This is a genomic window from Methylobacterium sp. Leaf102 (assembly GCF_001422425.1).
Classification (GTDB): Bacteria; Pseudomonadota; Alphaproteobacteria; order Rhizobiales; family Beijerinckiaceae; genus Methylobacterium.
In genome coordinates, this window is record NZ_LMMX01000007.1 from 1 (window position 1) to 231 (window position 231).

1 protein-coding gene is annotated in these 231 nt (G+C 67.5%); it reads left to right on the forward strand.

All coding sequences use genetic code 11. From position 1 onward, the window contains the following. Positions 1-231: sugar transferase (locus tag ASF27_RS21465; protein ID WP_200918698.1), on the forward strand; the 231-nt coding region annotated here is incomplete at both ends.

Below are 231 nucleotides of genomic sequence, written 5' to 3' on the forward strand. Positions count from 1 at the left end.
CCGCGGGTGACGCCGGTGGGCCGCTTCATCCGCCGGACGTCCCTGGACGAGTTGCCGCAGCTGTTCAACGTGATCAAGGGCGAGTTGTCCCTCGTCGGACCACGGCCCCATGCCCTTCAGGCCAAGGCCGCCAACACGCTCTACGATCAGGTGGTGGACGGTTATTTCGCCCGCCACAAGGTCAAGCCGGGGATCACCGGCTGGGCGCAGGTCAACGGCTGGCGTGGCGAG